This window comes from Candidatus Enterococcus testudinis (assembly GCF_002140915.1).
Lineage (GTDB): Bacteria > Bacillota > Bacilli > Lactobacillales > Enterococcaceae > Enterococcus_D > Enterococcus_D testudinis.
In genome coordinates this window covers 822,968-848,188 of sequence record NZ_NGKU01000001.1, presented here as the reverse complement: position 1 = coordinate 848,188, position 25,221 = coordinate 822,968, and the positions used below count along the sequence as shown (strand labels likewise).

The following is a 25,221-nucleotide window of genomic DNA, read 5'->3' as shown; positions in this document are numbered from 1 at the left end:
CGACACTTCCTTGGCTGTCTATTTGTGATAAATATATATATTTCCTAAGATCCACCCGCTAACACCGAGAACTAGCAGATAGACCGGACCAAACAGGACCAGTATAAAGGTGAAACAGGCAGTCCACAAAAGATATGCGATGACTTTTTTTGGCTGACGACCGAATAGATAGAAACTCACCCACAATTTTGGGAAAGTCTCAGCATTATGCCCACCTGCCAGCGTCTGATAAAACAACACGAACATACATAATACAAAGACCACCAGTAAAGTGGCAGAAAGCAACTGAAAGAATGATTGCTGGATACGACCAAGAATCAAAGAATCAAGGAGGATCAACCCCATTGCACCACTGAAAAACCAATCTGATTTTCGCTTACGCAACTGGTGAAACCGTTGACGAAACAGCTGTCCACTCGTGGCTTCTTGCTGCGGATCCTTCCGCAGCAAGTCCAAGACTTCAATCAAGGCCCTTGTCGCAGCAACGCTCGTTACAAGAGGGACCGTATACAACAGCCACCACCCCTGCAAGACAACCAGTTGTGGTAGCCATTGGATCCCCTGCAGCAATCCTTGGTTGAGGCGTTGCGGTGCTGTCCGTAATTTCATCCTTTTGACCCTCCTGTTAAATCCATTCCTTCAATAAAGTAGCGTTGGGCAATAAAGAACAATACGATCGTGGGCAACAAGACCAATGTGGCACCTGCCATCAAATAATTCCATTGCGTCGTCGATTGATTCTGAAACACTTGCAAACCAATCTGCAATGTATACTGCTCTTGATTTTGGATATAAAGTAGTGGGCCCAAAAAATCATTCCATGCGCCATTAAAGGCGTTGATGGCAATCGTGATCAACGCTGGTTTGGTCAAAGGAATCATTAGCCGACTCCAAATGTATAAATGGTTTGCCCCATCCATTTTGGCAGCTTCGATCAACTCATTATTGACAGACAGATAAAATTGCCGCATCAAAAAAATATTAAAGGCACTGCCAAAGAAGGACGGTACGATCAATGGCAGATAGGTTCCGACCCAACCGATTTTTGAAAATAGTACGTATTGCGGAATCATCGTCACAAAACCTGGAATCATCATGGTAGACAAAACCAAGGCGAACATCAAATTTTTGGCTGGGAATGTTAACTTAGCGAAGCCATATGCAATAAATGAATTAGACAATACATTGCCGATCACTACCAAGATGGTAATAAACAATGTGTTTTTGGCATACTGCCAGAACGGAAAGGCATTGATTGTTTCCCAATAGTTGGCGATATTGATTTCTTCTGGAAAAAATGTGGGCGGATAGCGAACGATCTCTTCCATCGGCTTCAAAGAAGTAAAAACCATCCAGAGCAATGGAATCAATAAGACGATCCCGATCAGGCTCATCACCAGATAGCTGAGGATTTTTTTGAAACGGACTTGGCTTGATTGACTGGTTTGACGCATCTGCATTAGTTTTCACCCCCGGTATAATGAACCCAACGAGGAGCCAGCTTCAAATTGACAAAGGTCAATACCATGACGATCAAGAATAGAATCATCGACATGGCCATTGCATACCCCATATCGAAGGCAACAAAGGCTTTATTCCACATATGCAAATTGTAAAATAGCAGTGAATTGGCTGGTCCCCCTGTCCCGTTCTTCGTCATGACATAGGCTTCTTGGAAGATTTGGAACGAGCCGATAGTTGACGTGATCACATCATAGAAAATAATCGGTGTGATCAACGGTACAGTAATATGTCTAAATTTCGACCAAACGCCGGCACCATCGATCTCCGCTGACTCATATAATGCAGGGGAAATATTTTGCAATGTCGCCAAGTAGAGCAGCATCGCCCCACCTGAACTCCAGATTTTCATTAAAATCAAAGCTGGTTTTGTCCATTCCGGATCGAAGAGCCACGCCGGACCTTTGATATTGAACCAACTCAAAAAGGTATTGATTAGCCCTGCTGACGGCGACAACAGTTGCATCCACAAGACATAGACTGCCACGCCAGATAAAATTGCCGGCAAATAAAAGGTGGTTCGGAAGAAACTGATCCCGCGTATTTTTTGATTCAACAAAGTGGCCAAAAAGACGCTAAACATAGTCGTCAATGGCACATTGAATAATACAAAATACGCCGTATTATATAATGATTTCCAAAATAAGGTATCTTGTGTGAACATTCTCGTAAAATTGCGGAATCCTATAAAATTCATTTTCGAGGTCAAATTATAATCAGTAAAACTGCCGATGAAAGAAAACACCATCGGTCCTAGCATAAATACAACAAAGCCAATCAGAAATGGGGCAATGAAAAAGTAGCCCCAAAGCGCTTCTTGTCGTTTGCTTTTCGACATTTTGTTTGCCATTGCTCCTGCTCCATTCCATAAACCAATCAACCAATAGACATCAAGAAAGAAAAGGAAGCACCTGCTCTATTCATCAACAAGGATGCTTCCTCTCAGATCATTTGACAGATAGTAAAATTGGTATTTATTTATTTTGTTCTACTAGATCTTCAACGGCTTTTTGGGCATCCGCCAAACCATCAGCTGCTGATTTATTTCCCAGCAGGATCTGGTCGATCTGCTCATTGACCAAACTATTGTAGTCAGGAGCCGTCAATGGCACAGGGGTGATCACTGTGTTGGCAAAGTTTTCATCGGCCATTTGATAGATCATTTGCCCTTTCTCATCTAGATTGTCGTTGTTGACCAAGTTTTCGTTGGCGGTTTTATTGGCCATGATGTCAAAACTTTTTTCACCGAATTTTTCTTGCACTTCTGGTGTCGACAAGTATTTGATAAATGCATAGGACGCTTCAGGATTCTTAGCGCCTTGCGGTACTTCTAAGACAAATCCGCCACCCCATGACCAGTGACCTGAACCAGTTTCTTTTTCGGGGATTTGGATTACCCCAAAGTCAAAATCTTCCGGTGCATTTTCCATTAAACTAGAATAGTAATTGATATTTTGGGCCCGCATTGCAACCAAACCAGAGATGAATGGATCAGCTACCCCAGAACCAAATTCAGCTTCTAAACGATTGATCGTATCTTGACCATAATATTCTTGCCATTCTAGGATCCAGTCTAACGCCTCCACCTTATTGTCAGTATCGATGGTGACATTTTCTTGATCATCAAACCAGCTCACACCATCATCGGCATTCAGTGCCCAGACATCCGCACCTAGATTCCATAATGGATAGAATCCGATCCGTTCGAAATCATCGCCGCTTTTAACGTCTAATTGATGGGCAACCGTTTCCAATTCATCCCACGTTTGCGGCAAATCCTCTTCCCCGATACCCGCTTCTTCAAAAATTTGCTTATTATAAAAAATCACTTGCGTATCCGTATTGAAAGGTACAGCATACGGTTTGTCCTCATATTCCACGGTTTCCCATAGTTGCGGATAAAATTCATCTGAAAAACCGTCTTCCACATATTCACTCAAATCAGTTGCTTGCTGAGCTTCAGCGCGCTGTGCCACAGAATTGATATCCTGCACGATCACATCCGGCGGATTCCCCGCGGTGATCGCTGACAATGATTTCGTCCAGATATCTCCCCATGGCTGGTAACTGTACTTAACCTCGATCTCATCTTGTGAAGCATTGAAATCAGCAATGATTTCTTCAATCACTTCTTGTCGTGCCCCCGAACCCCAAAATGACCAAAAATCTAATGTTGTTTTGCCATCGGGCGACTCGTTATCCGATGAATCTGTATTACTGCTGCCACACCCTGCTGCCAGTAAACCCACTGAGAAAAGCAGTGTCCCCATATAAAAAATTTTTTTCATTTTATTCCAACCCACTCTCCTATTTTTTTTACTGTTACAAGTAGAAGCTACCATGGGAAAATTGAATCAGCAAATATAATGACTCCATTTTCACTAAAAAAAACTATCGTTGTTCAAACGTGTAATCGAAAGAGCGTTTTCTTTGATTTGGCACGCTTTTTCCCTCATCATAGAGCATAGAGAACAGCGAATGAATTCGGAAAGGAAAGATGACGAATGCTAGTTATTATTGATATGCAAAATCAAATTTTAGATCCAACAAATGATGCCTATGTACCTGAAAGTCACGAACTGGTGACGCGCATTGCCCAGCGGCTAAAAAGCGCCCGCGAAAACCAAGAATATATTCTGCATACACGAGATATTCCCATTGATCTCAAAGATACGCCCGAAGAAGAGAGCATCTCATTACAAATCATCCCTGAACTAGCGCCTCTCGAAAATGAAAAAGTTGTCAAAAAGTATTATTACAGTATTCCCCCTGAAGTATTGATCGATATCAAAGAAACTATATTTCATGACAAAGAAGAAAAACATATCGAGATCACAGGTGTTGAGACCAATATTTGTGTCCTCTCCAATACCATCGAGATTCAGAGTGCCTTCCCAGACGCCAATTTTATGATCCAAAAAGAATTGGTTGCAGGAAAAAGCCATGAATCAGAAGGCCTTGATATTTTGACAGACTTCAATGTGAAAATCGTTGGCGCAGACGAAAAACAGGAACTGCGTAATGACAGTTCCTGTTAAATAATAAACGCATATTATAGTGGCGGATCAAGCACTTCCGCTGGTATTTCGATGCGTACAGCATTTTCTGTTTGGCAATTTGGACAAGTAAACGTCCCTTCAATGGCTTCAGTAACAGGACCGTATGCATAGTGGATAGCAATTTCATCTTCTTGCAGTTCATTGCCTTCTAATGGCGGAACTGTTTGTAATTGACCATCAAGATCTTCCTGTAAATGAATCATCATTTTCCCTTCAAAATTTTGATTACAATGTGTACAAGAAGCTTCTCCGCGAATCGTTAAATCCATGATTACTCCTCCTTCAATAGGTCCAATCAACGTTTGATTCCGTTTATGTTAACGAACAGGCTACGTTTCTATACTGTCATGAATGGGGCATTTTCGCAAATTATTTGTTCTCGTGTGCCCAAAATCAGCTATAAGACGCCTTTTTTTTCCGTTTGAGCATTATCTTTGTCAAAACACCAAAATCACTGCAAAATAAAAGTATAATCGATTTTTGGAAAAACAGTCTCAATGTAATGTTCCCTTAGTCCCCTTGTTTGTCGGTTCGTCAGAAATCAAAAGGAGGAAAAAAAATGCATGCAGTAACTTGGCAAGGAAATCAAAAAATGGAGGTTCGCCGCGTGGATGATCCAATCATCCAAGAACCCACCGATGCCATCATCCGTATCACCGCAACCGCTATTTGCGGTTCGGATCTACACCTGTACCACCATGGTGGCCCTGTGCTTGAAGAAGGATATGTTGTTGGCCATGAACCGATGGGCATCGTTGAAGAAGTCGGGAGTCAAGTCCACAACCTAAAGAAAGGCGATCGGGTAGTCATTCCTTTTAATATCGGGTGTGGGCACTGTCATTTTTGTCAGAATGAGATGGAAAGTCAGTGTGACAATTCTTCCACAGAATCCCTTTATGGCGGCTTGTTTGGCTTTGGTAAGCTAAATGGCAATCATTGGGGCGGTCAAGCTGAATTCCTGCGGGTTCCATTTGCTGACTTCACATCGTTTATCGTACCTGAATCGTCGATCCCTGATGAGAAAGTCTTGTTCTTATCAGATATTTTGCCTACTGCTTATTGGAGTGTCCAAAATGCAGGTGTCAAAAAAGATGATACCGTGATTATCTTAGGCTCTGGCCCAGTTGGTCTTTTTGCCCAAAAATTCGCTGTCATGGCTGGTGCCAAACGAGTTATCGCTGTCGACCCTGTGGCCCATCGCTTGGATAAAGCCCACAGCTATAATCAAGTAGAAACCTTCCAATTAGATGATTTGGCAACGAGCGGTGACGATTTGTATGAACTGACCAAAGGCGGCGCCGATGTGATCATCGATTGTGTCGGTATGGATGGTTTAGAGCCTGTGAAAGAAAAAGCCAAAAACTTGGTCAGTTTACAAAGCGGCACCATCTCCCCCATCCAAATGGCGGCCAAAGCAGTTAAAAAATTCGGTACAGTGCAGATCACTGGGGTCTACATGACACCAGCATCTTCTTATCCATTGCAAGAATTCTTTATGCGCAATGTAGATGTAAAACATGGACAAGCCCCTGTGATCCATTTAATGCCGAAAATTTATGAGATGATTGCCAACGATGAGATCGATCCAACGCAAATCATCACTCATACGATGGCGCTAGCTGACGCAACGAAAGCCTATGAGATTTTTGATCAAAAAGCAGACAACAACATCAAAGTCGTTTTGAAACCTTAACGTTTAGAAGGATCGGTGATGGAACGTGCCAAAAATCAAGCGGAATGAGCATCAATTCGATCCCGGGAAAGAAGAGGATATCATTATCAAAGGTGGCCGCTTTCGTATTTATTTCGAAAATCGCTACATGTTGATTTCTCTGACAAACGATATCTTAACAGGATTGTTCTATATCTTCGGCAGTATTGTCTCGTTGACACCACTGCCTGCAATTTATGGCACGGTTGCATATCTGATTGGCGGTATCTTCTTAACGATTCGTCCGTTGATCAAGATCGTCCGCCACGTCTTTATTTACAATGAACGCAATCAAGATGGCGACAAGCAAAAAGATGTGACCATCAGTGATGATGGAGGGTAATCCTTCTACTTATTGATTCAAGACAGAAAGGAGAATACCATGCTAAAAACATTTGATTGCATTGCATTAGCAATCTTGATCATCGGCGGCATCAACTGGCTGCTGGTTGGCTTATTTGAGTTTGACTTAGTGGCTACGATCACCGGCAGTCAAACCTCGATCGTAGCAAAAGTGATTTATGTGCTCGTTGGGATTAGCGCCTTATACTGTCTCAAACTTTTCCCGGGTATTGCGCAACAACAAACCCTCGATTAAACATAAGATGAAGCCTGTATCGATTTGATGCAGGCTTTTTTTGTACATAATGATTGAAAAAAAACTTTGATTGTACTACGCTTGAATAAATAGGCTGACTATATTCAATAAAACGCCGCAAAGGATGTGCAGGATGGACAAACATAACTCCTCGTTCAATCGAGATAGAATCATCATAAGACGACTTATTCTATTTCTGGTAGTCATTCTTCTCATTGTAATCGCTGGTGGGTGGATTTTCTTGAACAATTTGACGATTGCTGAAAACTGGTTTGGTTTATCAGAATATGACGTCGTTGAGAACAGACACCAATGGTTGCGGTTGATTCCCTATATATTGATATCAGGCATCATTGTATGGCTGATTGTCAGTCTTATGTTCGGTCTCAAAAAACAAAAGAAGTCAATTATTTACTGGCTAACCACTATGGTTTTGCTCCCATTGATTGCGGTTTTTGTGGGGATTGTCAGCACATGGCTGCCAGTGGATCGTCACTTGTTTCGTGAAGCCGATAGTGCCGAAAACATTATGGCTGCACTTCCCAATCAAGCGTCATTCAAAGGGAAAGACATTCAATTGATCAGTTATAGCTTCCATGTTCGCAATGTTCCGCTAAAGAGCGGCATCTACGCAGTAGCCCGTATCATCAACCCAAACACCAATCTGCAAGATGAATATTGGTATTACCCCACCAACCTATTGAGCAAATGGAAAAAAGAAGCAGACACGATCACGCTTGCGCAAGACGAGACGATTGACTATGACGCGATTGATTGGGGGATCATCCCCACCATCATCAAAGACGCAGAAAAACGCGCAGCACAACTGGATCATTATCTCCCCGGTGTCAGTATCGTTATTTTGAATGGCAGTCAAGGTGAATGGACATGGACGGTTGGTGTCAATGGTATTCGGGATCGAACGGAAATCAATTATGTATATGCGTTGAATGGTGATTATTTGTCTGAATGGAAATAAAAAAAGACACGCTTTACGAGATCCATTTTCAGATGGTTTCTGTAAAGTGTGCCTATTTTTTGAGCCAATTCATTTATAACAATTGAAAGCCATTATAAATATTGATCAACAATACAAGAAAAATAACGAACTGAAAAACGACAGTCACTCTTTCAGGAGAAAGCAATTGGCTAGCCTTGGCACCTAAAAGACCACCTATAATGGCTGCTGGAATGATAAACCCAAGCATCGATAAATCGAATTGGTTAAAGCCTGTTCCTATAGCCATTGATCCTATTTTTGCCAATTGCGAAAAGAAAATGGTACAAATCGAATAGACCGTTGCTTCTTTGATCGGTATGCCAAAAAGAAGCATCAACAAAGAAACATTGATTGGGCCGCCACCGATCCCTAATAAACTGGCTAAAAAACCAAGAATCAAGCCACATAACAGATACCATAATACATGTTTTAAATGAAACCCTCGCCACTGATACCTTGTATAAAAGAATGCAAAAAGCAACATGACAATGGTCAAGATGATTTGGATCATTTGAACCATATCATCATTTTTAAAAACATTCAGCAAGAAATCAAATACTGTATTTCCGATGAAACCACCAACGATTGCCCCAATCGAAACCCCCATAACGACTTGCCACTCTAATTTTTGACCAGACTTTAATTGTCTAACTGTAGAAACGAGGGACATCGTTAACACAGCTGTTGCTGAGTAAAAAGAAATGGCAGCAACTGAATGGGCGCCAACCAAGTCTAAAACGGGTTTGATCAAAACCCCGCCACCCATTCCGGATACAGTGCCCAGTGTATTGGCTATGATAATCACGATAAAATAGATGAAACCTGTCATATCTTTCCCCCACTCAAAATTAAACACTACCTAGTCTATTTTTACGTATCTAATTGATTAAAACAAGCTTTTTCTCTTCGAAAAAATAAGGTCAGGTAAATAGAAACTCATTAAGTCCTACTCATTTTCTCCCCTGACAAGCCTTCTGCTCCAGCCAATCGATCACAGCAAACAAGCCATAGCCTATCAGGGCGATCATCACGATCCCCACCATCATTTGGCGATAATCCATTTTGGCCCAGGCACTTAAAATCAGATAGCCAACACCATAGACAGTATTATAGTTTTCAGCAAAAAACAGTGAAGCCAAAGAAATACCAATACTGACTCGCAAACTGGCAAATAACGCCGGCAGTAATGCGGGCCAAATCACATAATATAGGCGATGCCGCCATTTGGCAGTATAATTGCTCAATACTTCTTCATAGATTACCGGAATCTCATTGACTGCATCGCGAATCGAAACAATCACTTGGATGACGATCACAGAAAAAATCAACAGCACTTTTGATTGATTGCCCAAACCAAAGAAAAGCATAAAGATCGGCAGAAAAGCCACTTTAGGAATGGGGTACAAAAAATAAAGCAGCGGACCAAACAATCTCCCGCCAATAGACGAGCGTCCCAAATAGATGCCCAGTGGAATCCCAACCATCAGTGCCAGCAATAAGGCAGTTAAGACACGGAATAAACTCGCACCGGCATGCAGAAAGATGACCTCCCGCAAGGCCCAGAAACGCGCTGCCGTTTCCCACGGGTTTGGCAAGGAACGATTATTCGTCAGCCAACTCAGCCCCCACCAACAGCATACAAAACTGAGTAAGCCCCACAAAAATTTCCGTCCTGTGGTCATTGGGCACCTCCTCTTAGCCTTTGCTTCAACATAAGAGCGAACCGATCAAATGCAGGCGTATCTCGACGCTGTTTGGAAAAATCCAAAGGACTGTCAATGACCTCCACTCCCTTACTTGTCATCAACAAAATCGTTTGACCCAAGCAAGCCGCTTCTTCCGCATCATGGGTCACAAAGATCAAGCCGTTTTGATTGTGTTGATGCGCTTGATAAATCAAATCTTGCGCCTGTTCTTTGGTTTCTTGATCCAGTGAAGAAGTCGGCTCATCCAATAAAAGAAAATCAGGCGCTGTGATCAATCCTCTTGCCATCGCCACCCGCTGTTTCTGACCACCGCTCAATTGGCGGGGATAGTGATTTTTGACCGACGTAAGTGACAATGTGGATAAACACTCCATCACCCTTTTTTGACGCTGTGCTTTGTTGACTTTTTGGATTTTTAATGGCATTTCTACTGCTTGATACACCGTTTGCCATGGGAACAAGCGGTACTCTTGAAACACCAACTCAATCACCGATGGTGCAGTATAGCGGATCGTACCTGCTTGCGGCAGCTGATTGCCTTTGATCAAAGTGAGCAACGTACTTTTGCCGATGCCAGATTTGCCCAACAAAGCATAAGAACGTCCTTGTTCAAATACGAGCGATAGATCCTTGAAAATAAGCGTTGAATGATAAGAAAAAGTGACAGAATCAAATATAACAGCCACAAAAAGCCTTCTTTCTATTAAAAATTATTTGTGTTACATTTCACATTTCGTGCTATACTATGTTTTGTTTCAAGAACAAGAAAGGAAGGATTTGTATGTTTCGGACTCTCGTATTTCACGAAATACGCCCTGAACAAGAGCTGCTTGACCAAACAAGACCGATCTTAGTCGCAGACGGTTATCAAGATGCGATGCCATTGCCCTTATTCAATAGTACAACTCATTTTAAACAACAATTGGCCTTTTTGAAAGCAGAAAATTATCACACCCTGACTCTGGCTGAAGTGAAAGGGTATCTTTTGGCTCAACAACCGTTGCCTGAAAAATCAGTGTTACTGACCTTCGATGATTGCTACCAATCATTGAAAGAGTATGCCTATCCACTTTTAAAAGAATTCGGCTTCAAAGCCAGTGTGTTTGTCGTCACAGGTTGGCTGTTCGATACGCTCTATTCCTATGATCCCAATCATTCGCGGACTTTAAGTGCATCTGAATTATTGACAATGACAGATGTTTTTGAATATGCCAATCATACCCACCATTTTCATGAACGAAAAGGGTCCAAAGGTCGTTCGATGTGGGAAACAGCCGCTGATTTTGCTGCTGATCTGCGTCTTTGCAATCAATTCGTTGCCATCAAAGACGTCTTCGCCTATCCCTTTGGTTTCTACGACGAGGCAACTATGGCTACGCTAACTGATGGTGGCTTCAAATTGGCTTTTACCACAAAACCTGGGGTCAATACGACAAATACTGCACCACTAGAATTGCATCGAGATGTGATTCCTTTCAATATGCCCATCACGGCATTTAAAGAGTTATTTACGAAATGAGGAGAAAAAAATGAAAAAATGGTTTTTAATGAGTTTGTTGACTTTCGCTGCCTTGGGGATGACGGCTTGCGGGAACAATGGGGAAACTAGCACTTCATCTAGCACTGATTCAACTACAACAGCGGCCGTGACTGATGAACCCTTGACGATTGGTATCTTGCCAGCGGAGTCCGCGATTCCGATTATTTTGGCACAAGAAGAAGGCTATTTTTCAGACCAAGGATTGAATGTTGCAATCAAATCTTTTACTTCCCCGAATGACCGCAATGTGGCGATTCAAGCAGGAGAATTACAAGGAACTATCAGCGATGTCATGACTGAAGCAACGTTCAAACAAAACGGTATCGATATGACCGTTACTTCTGATATTCTGGAAGATTTCAAAATTTTGGCTTCACCCAATTCAGGAATCACCGACATCAGTGGCTTAGCCGATAAAAAAGTAACATTGGTTCCGAACTTTATCCTAGAATATATCATGGATCAATTTGCGGAGGAAGAAAATTTCTCTTATGAAATCGTAGATATCGCTTCATTTTCCGCACGGTCAGAAGCGTTATTGAGTGATCAAGTCGACGGCGCTGTTTATACAGAACCGCAAGCGAGTATGCTGGCAGCACAAGGGGCAATCGTCTTAGGCAGTTCAAAAGAAGCGGGTATCAAAGGTGGGACGTTACAATTTATGACGGATATCGTCAATGATCGCCCCCAAGATATCCAAGCATTTTATACTGCTTACAACCAAGCAATCGACTATATGAATGACCATAGTGCCAAAGACTATGCCGATATCCTTGCTGATTATCAATTCCCTGATGCCATGAGCACCTATCTGGATAGTCAAACGGATACCTATCCTTATGCCCAAGCAGTACCCCAAGATCAATTCGCGGATATCATCGCTTGGACCAAAGACAAAGGTCAAATCGATCAAAGTTATACCTACGATGAATTGGTCAACGTTGACTTTCTGACAGATAAATAAAAAAGCCGCTGCAACCAACGACTTTTTAGTGTAAGACAAAGGACGATACCACGTGCTTTGTCTTTTTTGATGCGAAAGAATGGATCATCACATAACTTTTTGTTTGAACTTCGGACACTTAAATCACCTTATAGCTCATCTAACAGGTTCTCCATATCCATTTGAGAAATACCTACTTCATCATTTTCTTTAGCATACTAAAGCACCATTTCTTTTTCATCATCCGGAATACGAAATGTGATGATAGATTGCACCATCATTCATTCCTTCGTTCTTTTGACTATACTATCATTGTACTAAACTGAAAAATAATTGCCACTGTCAATAACCAATAGAATTCCCTTGAATCACCCTACACATCTTAGTAATACTCGATTTCTACTCAGCCAACGATGCTGTATGTTCGCTGCTTTCTTCTTGCAGCTGGCGTTCACTGATTTTGAAGAAAGGATAATAAATAGCGACACTGATGCCTAAAGAAACCACACTCCAAATCACAGCTGGCAGATTGCCGCCAGTTGCTAAGTAGGTATTGATGATTGGCGGGGTCGTCCAAGGTGGATTGAACATGATTCGTCCAATGATATTGGTGACAGACAGCAGATATGTGCCGGTACATAAAACCAGTGGCGTCAAAATGAATGGAATCATCATGATTGGATTCATCACAATTGGAAAGCCAAAAATAATCGGTTCATTGATACAGAATATCGCTGAGGGCAATGCCATTTTTCCTAGAGAGCGGTACGCTTTTTTCTTAGAAAACAACATATTTATGATCAAGCCCATCGTCGACCCAGTTCCGCCATAACACAAAAACATGATATAAAAGCCGCCGGCGAAGATATTCGGCAACGGTTCTCCTGCGGTATAGGCTTCGGTATTTGCCGCTAACAAAGCCAAGAAAATAGGATCACCAATACTGCCCATCACATTACTGCCATGAATCCCCAAACACCATAACAATAAAATCAAGAACGTATACAGCAGCATACCGGGCAATGTATTCAAGCCGACAGCCAGCGGTGAAAATAACAATTGGACAAATTGGTTGACATGAAAGGCAAATAAAACCCGGATCACCCAAGCACCGGTAATAATCACAGCCCCTGGAATCAATGTCTCGAAGCTTTTGGCAACAGCTGGCGGGACCCCCGCTGGCATCCGAATCACCAAGCGATGTTTGAGAAAAAAGCGATGAATCAAGACAGTCAAAATAGCAGTTACGATGCCAGTGAATAAACCCGTAGCACCTAATGAAGAGACATCAAGCCCCCAGTCATCTCCCGCCTGCAAAAGCAAAAATGCACACACCGCCAAAACGATTGAACCAATCGTATCGATTTCATAGGACAACGCTAAATAATACGCGATCCCAATACAAGCGACCAAGCCCAAAATGCCAAACGTAAAATTGCTGACGGCACCTAATTTGAGCCCAAAGTCCCCAATAAAATCATTCCAGCCACTAAAGGGTAAATTGGCTAAGATCAAAAACAAACTGCCAATGATCGTCAAAGGCATGGTGACAGCAACCCCATTTCGCACTGCCATCAAAAACCGATTTTCACTGATTGCCAATAATTTAGGCGCAACCCGCTCTTGAAATACTTGCATCATTTGATTCATCCTCTAAAACCTCCCAACAATTGTTTGTCACAAACCCCTTTCTAATAGCGTAGCCTAAAATTGGATTTCTAGCATGTCTAAAGCCTTCTAATTAGCGATTTTCTTTCTCAATCCGCTGTGCAGGTATTTTCTTACTCCCTCCTTTGATAACAATCAAGTTGCGTTCTTTGGACCAAGCGATCGCCCCTGACAGCAAAAAGAAACTAATGATCGTGCCTTCACGAATCACAAGAGGCAACGCTAAGCCAGTTGCTACAATAAAAGCCAAAGCGATACAGACGAAATCGATCCCATAACGCAATTGTTTGAAGGACCAACGACTTTTTTGCGCGATTAACTGACAAAAATGTTCAATCGGAAATTTGAGTAAATGCAAGCGCAGCACTTGTCCTGTGCCAATCCCAGATATCGTTGTGCCTAAAACAAAACAGAGCAAACGCAGACTGTAACTGGTCAATTGAACTGGTGCAAATAGCGTATAAACAAAGCCATTGATCAAATAACCAAAAAACAGTAAAGAGCTGCCCATCACCAGATATTCTTGTCGCTTCACTCGGGCATTCACCTGATTGCCTTCTATGATCCAGCACAGCAACAAAAACAATAGATTGATGATTGTTGTGACTGTCCCGGCTTTGATGATAAATGCTGAAGCCAGTGTCACATTTAAAGCGTTGAAACTACTGACACCTACACCGGCCTTAATGGTCATACTGATGCCTAATGCGCTCAAACTATAAAACAAAAGCGATGCGGCTAGTTTTTTGGTATTCATTGTCTTTCCTTCTTTCTTTTTCTGCCCTTATTATGTGGTATACTACATCATAAACGATAGGAGAAATCTCCTATTTAGGAGGATAAAATGGATAAGAGACCTTACAATGACCACATCGATCTCCAACAATTCGACTATTTGCCCCTCGCATCAGAAGTATTGGCAAAAAGCGACTATCTCACTTTCGACAACAATGAAACGATCCAGCAAGATGCTGTACCAATGACTTATTTCTATCTCTTGCTTTCTGGCAAAGCCAAAATCATCAAGGATCAGGCCAATGGAAAACGTGCACTGCTCCATTTTTTGCAGCCCGGTGATTCGATTGGAGATTTGACACTTGTTGGGGCTGAGATACAACCAAAGACAGTCATTGCCCTAGGCAAAACCAGCTGCATCGGTATCCCGATACAATTGGCCAAACAACAATTGATGCAAGATCCTTACTTTGTTCAAGCATTAGCCAAAGAAATCGGAGAAAAACTATTGCTGCGAATGGACAGCTATATGCTGCAGCAAACATATCCATTAGACTTGCGCCTCGCCATGTTGCTTATGGAAACATCCGTCGAGGATCATTATCAAGAAAAAATAACCGAAACAGCCGAATTTTTAGGCGTCAGTTACCGGCACCTAACGTTCACACTGAAACGGTTCAAAGAACAAGGATTGATTCAAAAGCAGAATCAAGGCTATCGTATCAATCATGAGGCACTAAATAACTATATAGATCAAAAACACAGAGGTGCATCAGACTAAACGTCTGATGCACCTCTGTGTTTTTATAAAGATTCACACTATTCACTTGCTAATGGCCAATAGTCGATAGAGCAGTCTGTGAAACCCGTCAGACCCATAGCTGATTGCCGTTTTTTGGGATATATTCTTGAAGTCAAACATGCAGTCCCATGATTTAAAAAGATTTCAATGGAGGAATGATCTACAAATATATGCAGATGTTTCAATTCATCGATTTTTACCCTGCGGTGCTTGCGTCCATATCCGGAAGGACCATGAGACATGGTCAACGTCGTACCATCATAATCGAGCAAAGTATCTTCTAATAGTTCAATCTGCCATCTCGGTTCATTCTGATTGATCGTTATAATCATTTCATAGGCAGACGTTGGTGTCTGAAATGATTGCTCACACGCTGGTGACTGGATCTGTTTGTGTTGTTGTTTTCCACGTAAACGTTGCAATTCGGCAATAGGTTGTTGAAGAAGTTTGCCTTCGCAGATCTGTAATTCTCGTGGTAGCGTTGCAGCATGTTGCCAACCACGGGCAACAGTTGGATTGCTATATTCTGGCAATGTATCACCTAGTCCCATCCATCCCCATAAAATCCGACGTTCTTGTTCATCTGAAAACGTTTGGGGCGCATAAAAATCAAATCCATGATCCAATTCTCTAAAGGGACTACTTTCATGAAAAGTGAAGGTTTCCCAATTCACTTGACCTATGATATACCCTGAATGAAATCTATTTTGGAATGATTCCCTTTGATTAGGTATTCCTTGTGGCGAAAATAACAGCACATCTTGTCCGTCAATTTGAAAATAATCAGGACATTCCCACATATAACCAAAGTCATCCATTCCACCAAAAAATATCCCGCGATAATGCCAATCAGACAAATTGGTAGAATCATAAATCAGAATTTTCCCTTCATTATTTACAGTCCGTGCACCTAAGATCATGTAATACGTATCTCCGCGTTTAAATACTTTGGGATCGCGAATATGATCCGTAAACCCGGAGGGATAAGCTGCATGAGGAATCACGACTTCTTGTTTGTTTATAGAAAAACCATCGTTGCTCACTACATGCACCGTATTTTGTTCTCTTCCACTGTAGGTATAATCATGATCACCAGGCTGTTTGACATTTCCAGTATAGAAAAAATGAATTTGATCATTCTCAACAAAAGCTGACCCTGAGTATACACCATCGCGATCATACGCATGGTTTGGTGAAAGAAACACGGGTTCCTCTTTGAATGAAACAAAATCCGTCGATGTCTTGTGACCCCAGTGCGGTGCAAGTCCACCAGCAGCTTCTTGCGGCACATATTGGTGATAAAAATGGATCGTCCCGTTGAACTGACACAATCCATTGGGGTCATTCATCCATCCAGTTTCAGGCATAAGATGATACGCCAAGCGCCAAGGATCTTGAGCGATTTTTTTCTTTAGATTCGTTTGTTTTTGGTTCAACGTTTGCCAATATTCTTTGTTCAGCATAGTGAACCTCCTTACTACTAGATTGGTTTAATGATTGATTTCTTTGATGATTCGTCCGCGTTGTACTTGTACACAAACAAACCCAACCGCAAAAGCCACAATGATGACTGCGATATACTTCAACATCGCTGACAAATCACCCGTATATAAAAGTAACCCGGGAATAAACGTAATGCCCATACCAGTTGCAGCCAATTGGAACAGGTAGGTGACAAAGCCGCCAACAGCACCGCCAATCACCCCAGAAATAAAAATACGCATAGATCTAAGATTGACACCAAAAAGCAAAGGTTCAGTAATGCCAAACAGTGTTGGAATTGCCGCGCTGATTGCATTCGACCGTTTGATTTGATCACGGTACAAGAAAGCTGCTGCGATTGCTGCACCAAATTGTCCTGCCATACTCGCTGTACCCAAGACTTGCAACACATTTTCACCAGTCGTATTCAACAAGCCCAATTCGACGATACTCAATGAATGGTGCAATCCAGTGATCACGATCAGCTGTTGCAGCCCACCATATAAAATATACCCGATACCAAAAGGCGCCTGAACCACACTTACGATACTATTGATAACCGCTTTTTCAGCAACTTGCAATATCGGTCCTAACGCGAATAGAACCAACACCAATGTCACAACTATTGTGAGAAAAGGCGTCACGATCAAGTCCATGATTTGTGGAACAAATCTTCGAAACCACCGTTCTAGTGTTGATACCAGCCAGCCGACAATAATTGCGGGGAAAATCGATCCTTGATAACCTGAAATAGACAAGCCAAACAAATGCAGCGGACTAGCATCCCCACTTGCAACCGCCCAAGCATTAGGCAATTGCGGCGAAACCATCATCAATCCAACAACAATACCGATGATCGGATTACCCCCAAATTTTTTGGTCGCACTATAAGCAATCAATACTGGTAAAAAGGCAAATGCTGTATCCGTTAACATTTCGAACATCGCATACCAATCCGCACTGAAAGAGACACCCAGTTCAACCAACAAGCCACGGATACCCATCAGCAAACCCGTTGTTACCAACGCGGGAATCAAGGGAACCAGCACATCAGATAGTGTACGAATGACCTTCTGAGTTGGGGACAAATTGGCGTAAACATCCTTTTTGAATGTTTGCTGCCCCTCCATTTCTGTCAGACCCATTTCTTTTGCGAAAGCCGCATAAACTTGGTTGACCTTACCGGTCCCAAAAATAAACTGATGTTGTCCAGTATGAAAGAAATACCCTTTACTCCCGGAGACACTTTCTGCTTTTTCTTTGTCCACTCGTTGATCATCCTTCAGAATTAACCGTAGACGAGTTGCACAATGCTCATAATTTTTTACATTTTCAGGACCACCTACTGCCGCCAATACATCCTTGATTATTTGCTCTTCATTCATTTTTTGCCACTCCTGACTGTATATATTCTTTTATGGAACCGGTTCTACATTTGTAGATTAACAGAAACCGTTTGCAATATCAAGAATAAAATAAAAAAAATAGTGCCACGGCACTATTTTCATATACGACATATCAGGACAAACAGTTAGTCTTCCAATCTAATCGTAGACTGTTTAATCACTAAATGATTGGGCAGTTCAATCACCTCTGGTATCGATTCTCCATGAATGATCTGCTGGATAGCTTGGACTGCATCTACACCGATTTGCTCATAAGGATAGGCTGCAGTGGTGATCGTTGGATAGACATAATCTGTCGAATCATACCCGCCAAACCCATTCAGAGAAAAATCAAGAGGTACATTTTGGCCCAATTCATGCGCCGCCTTTAAAACAGCAATGGCAATATTATCCGTGGCACAAGCCACATAGGTCGCCTGTCGCTCAGGCAGAAACTGTAATGCTTTTTGATAGGTTTCTCGACGTGAAAAAGAAGTCTCCTCAAAAGACAATGTCGTACCAGCTGTCTGATTGACAGTATCAGCAAATCCTTGTTTTCTTAAACGCCCCACCGCTTCATCTTTTTCGCTGACCCCCACAAATAAAAAGTGCCGGTGACCATTGGTTAATGCGTAATCAGCCATAGCTTCCCCAGCCTGATAGTCTTGATGAACGATTGCGTGCACACCTGATAATCGTTGACCGATTAAAATCACTGGCATTGGAATCGTTGGCAAGACCGCTTGTAACTGCGGCGTCATTTCTCGCGCAAAGATGATCATCCCTGCTACTTTTTGTTTGACCAAGGTTTGGATATTTTCCAATTCTCTTGTTTCACTTTGATCAGAATTCGTGATCAGTAATTGGTAGCCATTTTGACGAGCCGTTCGATCGATTCCTTTCAGCACATCATTGGCAGAAGGGGAGTTCAGACGAGGAATCATGACCCCTAACAGTTTTGAATCTTGTGCCTTAAGTGAACGCGCCAATGTATTGGGACGATACCCAGTTTCGGCGATGATTTGATCAATTTTTTTGCGCTTTTCTTCACTGATATAGCCATTGTTCAAATAGCGAGAAACGGTGCTTTTTGCGACGCCGGCTTTTTCTGCGATATCTTTAATGGTCGTCATACGCTGCCACCTTTTTTCTTTCTATTATACCATCTTACGTGAGAATAGCGCTAAAAAAACCAAAAAGGACTGACCAAACCTTAAGTTTTGGTCAGTCCCTTCATCAGCAATCAGACATTCAAAATCCACATAAAGCCGATAAATACAAAGAATAAAATATACATGATTGGCGATACTTCTTTGCCTCTCTTGGCTGCGATCATTGTGATTGGATAGAAAATAAATCCTAATGCGATCCCATCTGAGATACTATAAGTCAATGGCATACCTAATAAAATCAAGAAAGATGGAATGGCAATCTCCATTTCATGCCAGTTGATTTCTTTTAAGGATTGGGCCATCAAAACACCTACCACGATCAACGCTGGTGCTGTCACTTGTGATGTTACGACAGATAGTAATGGAGAAAAGAATAGCCCAAACAAGAAAAAGATCCCAGTTGTGACAGCTGTTAATCCAGAACGGCCGCCCACGGCGATGCCTGCTGAAGACTCAACATATGCACCTACTGGTGATGTCCCTAAAAGCGAACCTGCCAACATCGCTGTCGAATCAGAAGCGAGTGCCTTTCCAACGCGAGGCATTTTATTGTCTTTCATAAAGCCGGCTTGATTGGCCAAACCAACCAATGTACCAGCTGTATCAAAGAAAGTCACCAACAAGAAGGTCAAGACAACGACCCACATTTGCAGGGAATTGATATCTCCTACATGGTGAAGGGCAACTAAGAAGGTGGAAGACATGCTTGGTGCAGCAGAAACAATACTGGTTGGCGCTTGGATCAATCCAGTCAACAAGCCTAGAATCGTGGTTGCAGCCATCCCGATAAAAATGCCGCCCGGTACACGACGAACCATTAATACCGCCGTGACAACTAACCCAAAAATCGTCAACCAGGTTGTGCCAACGCTCAAAGAACCTAAAGCGACCAGCGTTGAATCATCTGATACAATAATACCCCCCTCACTCAAACCTAAAAAGGCAATGAACAGACCGATCCCACCGGAAATTGCATATTTCAAATCAGAAGGAATCGCATCGATAATCAATTCTCTTAATTTAAAAATAGTGATCACAATAAAAATCAGTGACGCCACAAAAACGCCCGCCAAAGCCGTTTGCCATGGCACCCCCATCCCGATACATACGGAATAAGAAAAGAAAGCATTGATCCCTAAGGCTGGTGCAGTGGCGATTGGATATTTGGCCAATACCCCCATCAAGATACAGCCCAAGGCACTCGCGAGTGCTGTGGCAGTGAAGACCGCGCCTTCATCCATACCTGAAGCGCCTAAAACAGTTGGATTTACGAATAAAATATAAGCCATAGAGATAAATGTTGTAAAACCAGCCAAAATCTCCCGTTTGACCGTCGTTTGCAAGGCATCAAGCCCAAAAAAGGAATTGATTTGATTTTTCATTTTGTACTCCCCCGTTAATCAAGCAGATGTGAAATAATACACTTGATGTAAATAATGAAAACAACGAAATCAATGATAAACCAAGTTACACAGCAAGTAAATAACATTCGACTGAAAATTCAAATTAAAACGCTTTTTTTGACAATCTCCCACCATCACTCGACATATAAGTGATCATCTTCCAATAAATGAATCAGTTGTTCTTTAGTGGTCCGCTTGACGGATAGCGGTGGCAATGCCTCCAGTCCAAAATATCCACTTTGAATCGTTTCGCTATTTGCCGCAAATTCCCCAGAAAGCACATCACAGGCAAACACCAATTTATAATACTGGAACAATTGAGGGATATCCTCACGTAAATTGGTATCAAAGATTGCCCGCAGTGGTCCTACTGCAACAGTCAGTCCCGTTTCTTCCAGCACTTCTTTTTGAATATTTTCTTTTGGTGTCAAGCCGACCTCTGCATATCCTCCGGGCAGCGACCATTCTTTCGTATGACTATCTTGTACCAAGAGTACTTGGTTCCCTTTACGAATCAAGGCTCGGACATCCACTTTAGGGGTCGGATAGCCATCATGTTGATCAAGGTATACCTTTAACGTCGCTATATCTTCATCTACTGCTTGACTTAACAATGTCAGCGCAAGTTCTTTTAATTCTTGGAACCGTTCCATATCATAAACATCTTTACCATAAAACAAGCCGGCTTCTGCAATCGAGAGAAGTCGTTGGTACTGCTTCAATTGATTCACGATTGATTGCCCCCCTTTCTATATCTTTTATCTTAGCTTAGAACAGTAAAATATGCCAACTAGATAAACAAAACGCGTTGTCAAAGTGGAGGAGAGTCCTCTTTGACAACGCGCTATTTTCCTTTTTCACTCATTTTATACGTGTGGTTATTTATGTTTGGGAATCACAAAAAGGATCGACCCAATGGCTAACACACAAAACAATACATTGACCAAAAGACCCACTGTTGCTCCTGTTGTAATTGATACAGATTGACTCAATCCATTATAGACACTCGCTGAAATAGCAATGCCCATGGCACCGCCTAATGAGCTGGCCATTTTGTAAATACCCGAAGGGACGCCAGCAGAAATACCCAAATCGGTTTGAACATCTGGCGCCATATTCAATAATGATTGCGCAAATAGCCAATAACTCAATACACTTAAAACGATGCCGATCAATAACCGGTTATTCCCACGATAAGAACCTTCTTCAATTGTAATAGAACGCTTCATTTATTTTACCCTCACTTTTATACTTGCATGAAAAACCAAAGCATATGCCCCCGATCTTTCAATCATCGCTTTGATCATTGCTTACATATCGCCTTTTATCTTGCTTAAGGCATTGATTTTTTTCCTATTGGTTCAAATAAGATACAACGACACTTGCCATTGCTTTGGCCGCAACCAACAGACAATCTTCATCAATCGTGAATTTTGGATTATGATGTGGCTAAACAGGCGTCCCTGGCGTATGTGCACCTACAAAAAAGAAACAACTAGGCCGTTCCAAAGTATAATACGAAAAATCTTCCGAAGCAGTTTGCGGACCACATTCTTCAACAGCTGCCACTTCTGGAATCACTGCTTTTTCAACTGCATCAGAGACCAATTTTGACATTTGGGGATTATTCATACAAACGGGATAATCATTTTGATAATCAAGTTCGTAAGAAATCCCAAAGGCTTCACAAGTACCGGCTAAAATGCGGCGAAATTCTTTTTCGACGATTGGGCGCAAAGATTCATCCATAATTCGTACATCACCAGCTAACGCAACGGTTTCTTTAATGACATTCGCAGAACCTTTGCCGTCGAATGAACCAATTGTGACCGTAGCAGAGTCAAAGGGGCTGATCCGCCGACTAATAATGGTTTGGACACTTGAAACGAATTGTGCTGCTGCCACAATTGCATCATTAGCATCTTGTGGTGCTGACCCATGTCCCCCTTTGCCGGTCATTTTCACTTTGAAGGTAGCGCGCCCTGTATGGACTGCACCAGGATGCACAAAGACTTTACCGACATCCATTGTACTCATGACATGAATGCCAAAGACATTGTCGATCCCGTCTAAACAACCGGCTTCGATCATCCCTTTAGAACCGCCAGGTGCCACTTCTTCTGCAGGTTGGTGGATGACTCGGATCATTCCTGGGAGTTGGTCTTTCACTTGAATCAATGTATCGGCCAAAATCATCATATAAGCGGTATGGCCATCATGACCGCAGGCATGCATGACACCGGGTACCTGAGAAGCAAATGGAACAGCTGTTTCTTCTTGGATCGGTAGTGCATCAAAGTCGGCACGAATCGCTATATGCTTGCCAGGTTTACCGCCTTTGATATCCACCACAATCCCATTACCACCGCCGACCTTGGTCTTGACAGTACAGTCTTTGCCTTCATAAAAAGCGGCAATTTTCTTTGCCGTTTCTGTTTCATGGAAAGACAATTCAGGATGTTGATGAAAATCTCTTCTTAATGCGATCATCTCTTCTTTGCGCTCACTTACTAATTGAAATATGTCTTGTAATACTGATTTCATCTCAATTCCTCCTTATGGATATATTGTAGTATTTTCCACACCATCAACAATCCCTTTCATTTCCAATTCAGAAACTATCCTTCACGCAATGTCCTTTCAGGAAAAATTTATATGCATAAAAGAACGATATCTTCTTATCAATCCATCCGGTGTATACTTGAGTAAAGAAATGAGGGATCCCTATGGAGAATCACAGCGCGAGTCAAATCAGCTATTTTCGTGTCTCGACACCACTACAATATTATGTAGATCACCTGACGCTGCTGCTGGTTTTGAAAGGTCAAATGACGGTAGAACATGATGAACATCTGCAACAATTAGGCACACATACCCTTTATTGTCTGAATGGTCATCAATTCGCCACGTTTTCGCCCACCGACGAGCAAGAATCCGTCGTATTGGCCTTAGAAATCGATTCACTTTTCTTTGCGGATCAATTCCCCGCTTTCTTTACTGTGCACTTCCACATTCCTTCCGCTGGCGCTGCTGCGACTACCAACGGTGAACTCTTGCAAGCAATCGCTGAGCTGGCTTTAAATGAGTTCAATCGACGAGATGAGCAAAAAATATATCGTATGATGAAATTGGAAGCCATCATTTTTTTATTGGCCCAACGTTATCAATCTGAGCGTCATCATCCTATTCAAATCAGCAGTTTTCGTCAGTTACCAGATATACTGCATTACATCGATGCACATGTCCATGAAGGGGTTAAAGTCAAACATATCGCTGAACATTTTTGCTTATCAGAATCAGCTTTATCAAAACTATTCAAAAAAGAAACGGGTGAACAACTCTCCCATTACATCAAAAAAATCCAGATTCATAAAAGTTTACCAACCCTTCAACATTCAAAGAAAAGTGTCGAGCAGATTGCCCTTGAAGCTGGTTTTGCGAGTGTCAAAGTATACCGTGATCAATTCAAATCATTTATGCACACAACACCCACCGCCTATCGGCACGCACAACCGCATATGATAGACGACAACACTTTGCCTAGAAATACGCTTCAGTCTGATCTATCAAACAAAGAGATATTGCATTTACTCTATCAAGCTGTCCAACAACAGCCAACGGAACGGCCACTTCTGATTGACAGACGCAGTCGCCACTTGTTGATTGATGCCTGTGACTTTATGAGTTTTGACGGTGATCCAAACTTTGTTTTTCTTGATAAACACAGTGAAAAGTCGTCCATCGAATCTTCTCACCACTATATTCAAGAGAAGATTCATTGGCTGCGGAAAGTGTGTCATGATTTGGCCTTTCATAAACCATTGTATATATTAAATTGGAATACACTGACTGGCGCAACCGTTGATTACAATGGGTTATTTTTCCGTGGGGCGATTATAGTCCAAGAACTATTGGGCTTGTCTCAACAGATACAAGGATATGGATTTTGGCTCAACAATGCGATACATGAGCAATATACCTTTGACCGACCAGGACTGCATGCTTATAGCACAGGTTTGGATCTATATCACTTTCAAAACAAAAAAAGACCGGCATTCTTTTGCTTGTCTTTGATTCGCCGATTACGTGGTCAAGTGATTGCCCAAGGTGACGAGTATCTATTGACCAAAGATGAACAAACCTATCAATTGCTGCTTTGGAATACGAACTTTTTTGATCCCCACTTGTCGTCAAAAGAAGCATTTCTTGAAAGCCAAGCGTTAGCTATTTCTCTCGATGTACGGGCGTTGCCTGCTGGCAGATATCAAATCAAACAGTTAGATCTTGACCGTAATTACGGCGCAGTCTTCTATGTGTACGCGCAATTTCAATCAGCTGGTCAGTTGGACCGCGAAACTGAAGCCTATATCCAACAGAAAACCATGATGAAATTGCAGGTATTTGATCTCATGATCACAGATCGATTCCGCCATTTCTCAACCATTGACACAAATGGCGTACAGTTATTGACGTTTACCTCTCTATAAAAAAAAGCT

Annotated in this window: 23 protein-coding genes and 3 pseudogenes; 9 read left to right on the top strand and 17 right to left on the bottom strand. The window is 42.1% G+C overall.

What is annotated here, in order from left to right; genetic code table 11:
• Positions 1-18 precede the first annotated feature (18 nt).
• From A5886_RS04135 to A5886_RS04120, 4 genes are all read right to left on the bottom strand, one after another.
• Positions 19-609, bottom strand: a complete 591-nt coding sequence (locus tag A5886_RS04135; RefSeq protein WP_086273769.1) for a hypothetical protein — start codon at positions 607-609, stop codon at positions 19-21.
• The gene (locus tag A5886_RS04130) at positions 606-1,460 is read right to left on the bottom strand and encodes a carbohydrate ABC transporter permease (RefSeq protein ID WP_086273768.1); all 855 of its coding nucleotides are present in this window, start codon (positions 1,458-1,460) and stop codon (positions 606-608) included. The genes A5886_RS04135 and A5886_RS04130 overlap by 4 nt, the downstream gene beginning before the upstream one ends.
• Positions 1,460-2,371, bottom strand: coding sequence for a carbohydrate ABC transporter permease (locus A5886_RS04125; RefSeq protein ID WP_086273767.1), 912 nt, complete (start codon positions 2,369-2,371; stop codon positions 1,460-1,462). The genes A5886_RS04130 and A5886_RS04125 overlap by 1 nt, the downstream gene beginning before the upstream one ends.
• A gap of 124 nt (positions 2,372-2,495) precedes the next feature.
• Positions 2,496-3,809, bottom strand: a complete 1,314-nt coding sequence (locus tag A5886_RS04120) for an ABC transporter substrate-binding protein (protein WP_086273766.1) — start codon at positions 3,807-3,809, stop codon at positions 2,496-2,498.
• Between the two features lie 216 nt (positions 3,810-4,025).
• On the opposite strand from A5886_RS04120, the gene A5886_RS04115 reads away from it, so the two are divergent.
• Positions 4,026-4,559 (top strand): cysteine hydrolase family protein, encoded by a 534-nt coding sequence (locus A5886_RS04115; protein ID WP_086273765.1) that lies wholly within the window; start codon positions 4,026-4,028, stop codon positions 4,557-4,559.
• A 14-nt stretch (positions 4,560-4,573) separates the two neighbouring features.
• Here A5886_RS04115 and A5886_RS04110 read toward each other — a convergent pair whose 3' ends face one another.
• The gene (locus tag A5886_RS04110; protein ID WP_086273764.1) at positions 4,574-4,849 is read right to left on the bottom strand and encodes a hypothetical protein; all 276 of its coding nucleotides are present in this window, start codon (positions 4,847-4,849) and stop codon (positions 4,574-4,576) included.
• 290 nt (positions 4,850-5,139) lie between these two features.
• On the opposite strand from A5886_RS04110, the gene A5886_RS04105 reads away from it, so the two are divergent.
• The 4 genes from A5886_RS04105 to A5886_RS04090 all read left to right on the top strand — a co-directional run bounded on the left by A5886_RS04105 (position 5,140) and on the right by A5886_RS04090 (position 7,868).
• On the top strand, positions 5,140-6,273 hold the full coding sequence (locus A5886_RS04105; RefSeq protein WP_086273763.1) for an alcohol dehydrogenase catalytic domain-containing protein: 1,134 nt from the start codon (positions 5,140-5,142) through the stop codon (positions 6,271-6,273).
• Positions 6,274-6,298: 25 nt separating this feature from the next.
• Positions 6,299-6,634, top strand: coding sequence for a YrhK family protein (locus A5886_RS04100; RefSeq protein WP_086273762.1), 336 nt, complete (start codon positions 6,299-6,301; stop codon positions 6,632-6,634).
• Positions 6,635-6,673: 39 nt separating this feature from the next.
• Complete coding sequence (locus A5886_RS04095) at positions 6,674-6,889, top strand: DUF378 domain-containing protein (protein WP_086273761.1); 216 nt, start codon at positions 6,674-6,676, stop codon at positions 6,887-6,889.
• A gap of 133 nt (positions 6,890-7,022) precedes the next feature.
• Positions 7,023-7,868 (top strand): hypothetical protein, encoded by an 846-nt coding sequence (locus A5886_RS04090; RefSeq protein ID WP_086273760.1) that lies wholly within the window; start codon positions 7,023-7,025, stop codon positions 7,866-7,868.
• A gap of 73 nt (positions 7,869-7,941) precedes the next feature.
• Here A5886_RS04090 and A5886_RS04085 read toward each other — a convergent pair whose 3' ends face one another.
• The 3 genes from A5886_RS04085 to A5886_RS04075 all read right to left on the bottom strand — a co-directional run bounded on the left by A5886_RS04085 (position 7,942) and on the right by A5886_RS04075 (position 10,281).
• Positions 7,942-8,718 (bottom strand): sulfite exporter TauE/SafE family protein, encoded by a 777-nt coding sequence (locus A5886_RS04085; RefSeq protein ID WP_086273759.1) that lies wholly within the window; start codon positions 8,716-8,718, stop codon positions 7,942-7,944.
• A gap of 121 nt (positions 8,719-8,839) precedes the next feature.
• The gene (locus A5886_RS04080; protein WP_086273758.1) at positions 8,840-9,571 is read right to left on the bottom strand and encodes an ABC transporter permease; all 732 of its coding nucleotides are present in this window, start codon (positions 9,569-9,571) and stop codon (positions 8,840-8,842) included.
• Complete coding sequence (locus A5886_RS04075; RefSeq protein WP_086273757.1) at positions 9,568-10,281, bottom strand: ABC transporter ATP-binding protein; 714 nt, start codon at positions 10,279-10,281, stop codon at positions 9,568-9,570. Before A5886_RS04075 ends, A5886_RS04080 begins: the two co-directional genes overlap by 4 nt.
• A gap of 95 nt (positions 10,282-10,376) precedes the next feature.
• Here A5886_RS04075 and A5886_RS04070 point away from each other — a divergent pair, with 95 nt between their 5' ends.
• A complete protein-coding gene (locus A5886_RS04070; RefSeq protein ID WP_086273756.1) occupies positions 10,377-11,114 on the top strand; it encodes a polysaccharide deacetylase family protein in 738 nt (245 codons plus the stop codon).
• 10 nt (positions 11,115-11,124) lie between these two features.
• Positions 11,125-12,099: an ABC transporter substrate-binding protein gene (locus A5886_RS04065; RefSeq protein WP_086273755.1), complete on the top strand. Its 975-nt coding sequence runs from the start codon at positions 11,125-11,127 to the stop codon at positions 12,097-12,099.
• A gap of 378 nt (positions 12,100-12,477) precedes the next feature.
• Here the strand turns inward: A5886_RS04065 and A5886_RS04060 are convergent, their stop codons facing one another.
• A complete protein-coding gene (locus A5886_RS04060) occupies positions 12,478-13,728 on the bottom strand; it encodes a PTS sugar transporter subunit IIC (RefSeq protein WP_179189964.1) in 1,251 nt (416 codons plus the stop codon).
• Positions 13,729-13,819: 91 nt separating this feature from the next.
• Positions 13,820-14,503 (bottom strand): YczE/YyaS/YitT family protein, encoded by a 684-nt coding sequence (locus A5886_RS04055; protein ID WP_086273754.1) that lies wholly within the window; start codon positions 14,501-14,503, stop codon positions 13,820-13,822.
• 87 nt (positions 14,504-14,590) lie between these two features.
• Between A5886_RS04055 and A5886_RS04050 the strand changes: the two genes are divergently transcribed.
• Positions 14,591-15,262: a cyclic nucleotide-binding domain-containing protein gene (locus A5886_RS04050; protein WP_086273753.1), complete on the top strand. Its 672-nt coding sequence runs from the start codon at positions 14,591-14,593 to the stop codon at positions 15,260-15,262.
• Positions 15,263-15,300: 38 nt separating this feature from the next.
• On the opposite strand, the gene A5886_RS04045 is transcribed toward A5886_RS04050, so the two are convergent.
• The 7 genes and pseudogenes from A5886_RS04045 to A5886_RS04015 all read right to left on the bottom strand — a co-directional run bounded on the left by A5886_RS04045 (position 15,301) and on the right by A5886_RS04015 (position 23,269).
• Positions 15,301-16,746 (bottom strand): glycoside hydrolase family 32 protein, encoded by a 1,446-nt coding sequence (locus tag A5886_RS04045; RefSeq protein WP_086273752.1) that lies wholly within the window; start codon positions 16,744-16,746, stop codon positions 15,301-15,303.
• A gap of 27 nt (positions 16,747-16,773) precedes the next feature.
• Positions 16,774-18,150, bottom strand: coding sequence for a PTS transporter subunit EIIC (locus A5886_RS04040; protein ID WP_086273751.1), 1,377 nt, complete (start codon positions 18,148-18,150; stop codon positions 16,774-16,776).
• 146 nt (positions 18,151-18,296) lie between these two features.
• A pseudogene (locus A5886_RS04035) lies at positions 18,297-19,298 on the bottom strand (LacI family DNA-binding transcriptional regulator); the annotation flags it as partial.
• 95 nt (positions 19,299-19,393) lie between these two features.
• The gene (locus A5886_RS04030) at positions 19,394-20,704 is read right to left on the bottom strand and encodes an NCS2 family permease (protein WP_086273749.1); all 1,311 of its coding nucleotides are present in this window, start codon (positions 20,702-20,704) and stop codon (positions 19,394-19,396) included.
• Positions 20,705-20,859: 155 nt separating this feature from the next.
• Positions 20,860-21,459 (bottom strand): NUDIX hydrolase N-terminal domain-containing protein, encoded by a 600-nt coding sequence (locus A5886_RS04025; protein WP_086273748.1) that lies wholly within the window; start codon positions 21,457-21,459, stop codon positions 20,860-20,862.
• A gap of 338 nt (positions 21,460-21,797) precedes the next feature.
• Positions 21,798-21,954: pseudogene (locus tag A5886_RS16170) on the bottom strand (MFS transporter); the annotation flags it as partial.
• Positions 21,955-22,078: 124 nt separating this feature from the next.
• A pseudogene (locus A5886_RS04015) lies at positions 22,079-23,269 on the bottom strand (amidohydrolase).
• A 182-nt stretch (positions 23,270-23,451) separates the two neighbouring features.
• On the opposite strand from A5886_RS04015, the gene A5886_RS04010 reads away from it, so the two are divergent.
• The gene (locus tag A5886_RS04010; protein WP_086273746.1) at positions 23,452-25,212 is read left to right on the top strand and encodes a helix-turn-helix domain-containing protein; all 1,761 of its coding nucleotides are present in this window, start codon (positions 23,452-23,454) and stop codon (positions 25,210-25,212) included.
• Positions 25,213-25,221 lie beyond the last annotated feature (9 nt).